At 34.3% G+C, this 4,957-nt stretch carries 5 protein-coding genes; all 5 read left to right on the forward strand.

All coding sequences use genetic code 11. The features are described from left to right. Window position 1 precedes the first annotated feature (1 nt). The 5 genes from Q0A18_RS14125 to Q0A18_RS14145 all read left to right on the forward strand — a co-directional run bounded on the left by Q0A18_RS14125 (window position 2) and on the right by Q0A18_RS14145 (window position 4,865). A complete protein-coding gene (locus Q0A18_RS14125) occupies window positions 2-439 on the forward strand; it encodes a transcriptional repressor (protein WP_292010800.1) in 438 nt (145 codons plus the stop codon). 3 nt (window positions 440-442) lie between these two features. Next, on the forward strand, window positions 443-2,173 hold the full coding sequence (locus Q0A18_RS14130; protein WP_292010801.1) for an OstA-like protein: 1,731 nt from the start codon (window positions 443-445) through the stop codon (window positions 2,171-2,173). Window positions 2,174-2,225: 52 nt separating this feature from the next. Then, window positions 2,226-3,401, forward strand: coding sequence for an aspartate aminotransferase family protein (locus Q0A18_RS14135; RefSeq protein WP_292010804.1), 1,176 nt, complete (start codon window positions 2,226-2,228; stop codon window positions 3,399-3,401). A 189-nt stretch (window positions 3,402-3,590) separates the two neighbouring features. Further along, the gene (locus tag Q0A18_RS14140; protein ID WP_292010802.1) at window positions 3,591-3,977 is read left to right on the forward strand and encodes an START-like domain-containing protein; all 387 of its coding nucleotides are present in this window, start codon (window positions 3,591-3,593) and stop codon (window positions 3,975-3,977) included. A gap of 78 nt (window positions 3,978-4,055) precedes the next feature. Beyond that, window positions 4,056-4,865 carry an aminotransferase class IV gene (locus Q0A18_RS14145; RefSeq protein ID WP_292010803.1) on the forward strand — a complete coding sequence of 270 codons (810 nt, stop codon included), beginning with the start codon at window positions 4,056-4,058 and terminating at the stop codon, window positions 4,863-4,865. Window positions 4,866-4,957 lie beyond the last annotated feature (92 nt).

Consider the following 4,957-nt stretch of genomic DNA (forward strand, 5'->3'; position numbering starts at 1 on the left):
AATTAAGGATGTTTTGAGAAACTATTTACTAGAGAAAGGTTTCAGAAATACCCCTGAGAGATACACTATTTTAGAAGAGATCTATAATATGGATCATCACTTTAATGTAGATGATCTTTATCTTCTTATGATGCAGAAAAAATATCATGTATCTAAAGCAACGATTTATAACACAATTGAAATCTTCCTTGATGCTGGCTTGATCCGCAAACATCAGTTTGGTGAAAAAACACTGACATCTTCTTCTTACGAAAAATCTTATTTTGATAAACAGCATGATCACCTGGTGATCTATAAAAAAGATTCGGATAAAGAGATTGATGAAATTATTGAATTTTGTGACCCTAGAATTCAGGGCATTAAGGAAGCAATTGAAGAAGCATTTGGCGTAAAAATTGATTCTCATTCGCTATATTTTTATGGCACTAAGAATGATTAATCAATGAGACTGATATTTTTTCTATTAGTTTTTATTTCTACGATAACATATGCACAGCAAAAACCTGTGCAGAGGGATCCTTATTTACAGTCGCCCGTACAAAATCAGCCCCAGCAGGTTAAGCCTGAAGATAGGGTGAAAATTATTCATGCTGACATTATTGATAAAAATCCTGCAAAATATGACGGTAACCGTTATTTGCAGGGAAATGTGAAGCTGGAACATCAGGGATCCATTCTTACAGCGGATGAAGTGGTAATGTATGAAGAAGAAAACTTCATAAAAGCCATTGGTAATACTAAGCTGCAAAATACTGACGGATCTGTAATCACAGCCGGAGAGATGGAATATGATGGTAATACCCAAAAAGGAGTAGCCAGAAAAAATGTTATTCTGGTTGATCCAAAGCAGACGATTAAAACGGAAATAATGTATTATGACAGGCTTGCTAATCTGGCTTATTTTAATACAGGAGGTACTATTTCCGATGGTCAGAATGTGATGTATACGAAGTCAGCCACTTATTTTTTGGATACCAAGCTGATAGATTTTGTAGGAAATGTAAAAATTGATAACCCTGACTATATTATAGAAGGAAAAAATATCAAGCAAAATCAAAATACAAGAACTGCAGACTTTTTTGGACCGACAACTATTACCAATAGAGCCAATCCTAAAAATTATGTATATACGGAGAGAGGAACGTATAAAATGAATTCAAAAGAAGCTTATTTAAATAAGAACTCACGGATCCATTATAACGATAAAATCCTTACCGGTGATGATATGTATTATAATCAATTGACAGGTTTTGGTACTGCCACGGGAAATGTAACTTTGGATGATCCTAAAGAAAGAAGATATATAAAAGGTGGGTATGGTGAAATCTTTGAAAAGAAAGATTCAGCGGTGATGACTAAATCACCCTATGCTGTTAAGATTCTCGAAAAGGATTCGCTGTATGTAGCAGCGGAAAAAATTCTTTCTTACCAGAAACTGGATTCTACAAAGGTTAAAAAGAGTTATTTAAGAGCTTTCAGGAAAGGCCGTTTCTATAAGTCGAATGCTCAGGGAAGGGCTGATTCACTGGCATTCAATGAAACAGATGGAATTCTTCATATGTATACAGAGCCGATCCTCTGGAGTGGGGAAAAGCAGGTTACCGGTGACAAAATAGAAGCTTATTTTAATAATGAGACACAAAATATAGATTCTTTAAAAGTTATAGGAAATGCTTTTGCCATTACCAAAGCGGATTCATTGAATATGAAAGATGAATTTAATCAGGTTAAAGGAAAACTGATGACTGTCTATTATCAGAACAATGATATTAAGGAGGCTAAAGTTATTGGAAATGCACAGGCTATTAATTACGTGGATGATGTAGATGAGAAAACTAAAAAGAACGAAAGAATAGGACTTACTTTAACTTCTTGCGGAATTATAGGGGCTTTATTTGAAGAAAGAGTATTGCAGATTATCTCTTGTAGTATTGGAGCAACCTCAGATACCTATCCGATGAGCAAGATAGAGCCTTCTAAAAGGAAGTTTCCGGATTTTAACTGGAATACAAAAGACAGGATCCGGAAATGGCAAGATATTTTGGTAGACAGTCCTAATTACGAAGAAATACAGTACGAAACAGATAATACACTCTATAATCAGGCTCAGGAAGCTATAGAAAAAGAACGCGCTAAAGAAGAGGCTAAAAAACCTAAGCGGGTAAGAAAATAAAGTGATCTAAATCTGATCTTCGACTTGTTATCTAAATTTTCGCGAAATGGAGATTAAAAATGATTTTTACATTTATCAGGCGCAGACTACAATGTTCGCTTCTGGTTTTGAAGTAGAAAGAGCAGAAGGAAGTTATATTTACGGAACAGATGGAAAAGCCTATCTTGATTTCGTAGCTGGCGTTTCTGCAAATACCTTGGGACATTCCCATCCAAAAGTAGTTAATGCAATAAAAGAACAGGCGGATAAATATCTTCATGTGATGGTATATGGAGAATACGCTCAGGAAAAGCCTGTGGCTTTATGTAAGCTCTTGGCAGAAGCTACCCCGGATCCTTTAGAGATCACCTATTTGGTGAACAGTGGAGCAGAAGCGATTGACGGAAGTTTAAAACTGGCTAAAAGATATACCGGAAGAGAAGAGATAGTTTCCTTTAAAGATTCTTACCATGGAAATACCCATGGTGCACTCAGTGTGTCAGGAAATGAAACACATAAAAGAGAATTTCGTCCTCTTTTACCAATGGTTACCTTCATTGAATTTAATAATGAAAATGAATTCGATAAAATTACAGAAAAAACAGCTTGTGTAATTATGGAAACCATTCAGGGGGCTGCAGGATTCTTAGTTCCGAATGACGACTATCTTAAAAAACTGAAGAAAAGGTGTGAAGAAGTGGGTGCTTTGCTTATTTTGGATGAAATTCAGCCGGGTTTTGGAAGAACAGGAAAGTTATTTTCCTTTGAACACTATGGGATTGTTCCTGATATTCTTGTGATGGGAAAAGGAATGGGAGGTGGAGTTCCGGTAGGAGCATTTATGAGCTCTAAAGAAATTATGAATTCACTATCTCATTCTCCAAAATTGGGACATATCACCACTTTCGGAGGAAATCCTCTTATTGCAGCCTCAAGTTATGCTACTTTAAAAGAAGTGCTGGACAGCGGATTGATGGATGTGGTAAAAGAAAAAGAAGATCTGTTCCGGGAACTTCTTGTACATCCTAAAATTAAAAACATTAATGGTAAAGGGCTAATGCTTGCTGTTAATCTGGGGACACCCGAATATACAATAGAAGTTGCTAAAAAATGTATGGAAAGAGGATTAATTGTTTTCTGGCAGCTCTACAAAAATGAATACATGAGGATTTCTCCACCGTTAACAATCTCGCATGAAGAAATACAGAAAGGATGTCAGATTATCCTGGATATTCTCAACGAAAATTAAGTAAAAAATCTCCTTATTTATAAGGAGATTTTTTTATGGAATTGAATAAATTTTACCCTAAAAATGGATATTTAGAATAGATTTGAAAACTCTGATAAATATCATACAGAATAAGTAAAATAATAAATACATTTTTGTGTAATAAAAAAATTAATTTATATATTGCGGGACGTTAAAAACAAAGATTATATGGCGAAACATAAAGTCCATTACGAATTCCCAATGCATTGTCTTTCAGAGATTTTGTATGAATATTTGGCGACGGCTGAGGGATTGTCTGAATGGTTTGCGGATGAGGTAATTGAGAAAGGTGATGATTTCTATTTTAGTTGGGGTGGAGGACCTGCCGAAAGAGCAACTTTAATCAGATACAAGCCTGAGGGTTTCGTGCGTTTCAGATGGGAAGAAGACGAAGGAACAAAAAACTTCTTTGAAATGACAATCGTTATAGATGATATTACTGAAGATTTATCCCTGAATATTACAGATTTCTGTGAAGAAGGAGATGAAGAAGAAAATGCAATGTACTGGGAGAATCTTATAGAAAATCTCAGAATAAAATTAGGTGCAGCTTAATCCTTAGGCTGTAGTAATACTATTAAAACTGATGAACGATTTATCGTTCATTATTTTTTTATAAAAAATCATTCAACATTGGAAAATCAATATTTTACATCAGAAGAGTTAAAATTTAGAAACAGAGCATTCCTTTCGGGGGACGCCGTAAAGGTTTCATTCTTTATAAGAAACTCAGGTCTTATCATGGATGAAGAATGCTATTTTTTCTTAATGGCTTCTATGAGAAAAATGAGAATGAATATTCCGTTGACTTATACGCTTGAATTTTTTCAGACCCTTTTTCAAAAAAATGTTATAGAAGATAATGGCATAAAGAATGGAATTGTTAATTTTCTGGTTTTTAGGAACTCAGATGAATTGACGTTGGCAAAATCTTCCGTTTCTTACTTTTATGAAGTGAAGGAATTACCTGATGTATTATCTGTTCATGAAAGACCTTTAGAACTTGATTTAATCAAAGAAATCAACGTCAATAATAATTTATTGAGTAATATAAAAGTTCACTGCCCTGAAAATATTTATGGAGAGATCTATGCTCAGGAAAATGATCTGGATGATGTTATTTTACTGAATCCTCATAAAAGAATTGCCAGAACCACATCAGGAAATCTTTTATTTTTAGAGGGGAATAGTATTAAGATTCCCAAGCAGGCGGAAGGAGCTTACATATCTCCTTTAATGGAAAATTTTGTTACTTATCTTCATAAAAATAACCTGGCAGATATTCAGGAACATGAAATTATTGCATTCGAATCTCAGAAGGCTGAAGAAATTTTAATGATTTCTGATGAGAAAGGCATATTTTGTGTAGGAAAGATTAGGAATAAGACTTTTGAAACATCCCGGTTTCTACAATTAGTAGAAGGCTGGAAAGAAAGTTTTTAAAAAATGAAAATTGACAAACCCGGTAAACAACAAAGTTCTAAAGTCCTTTACCGGGTTTTATTCTGAATAAATCAGAAGTTGTTATTTTATAA

It is taken from the genome of Chryseobacterium sp. (genome assembly GCF_022712095.1).
GTDB lineage: Bacteria > Bacteroidota > Bacteroidia > Flavobacteriales > Weeksellaceae > Chryseobacterium.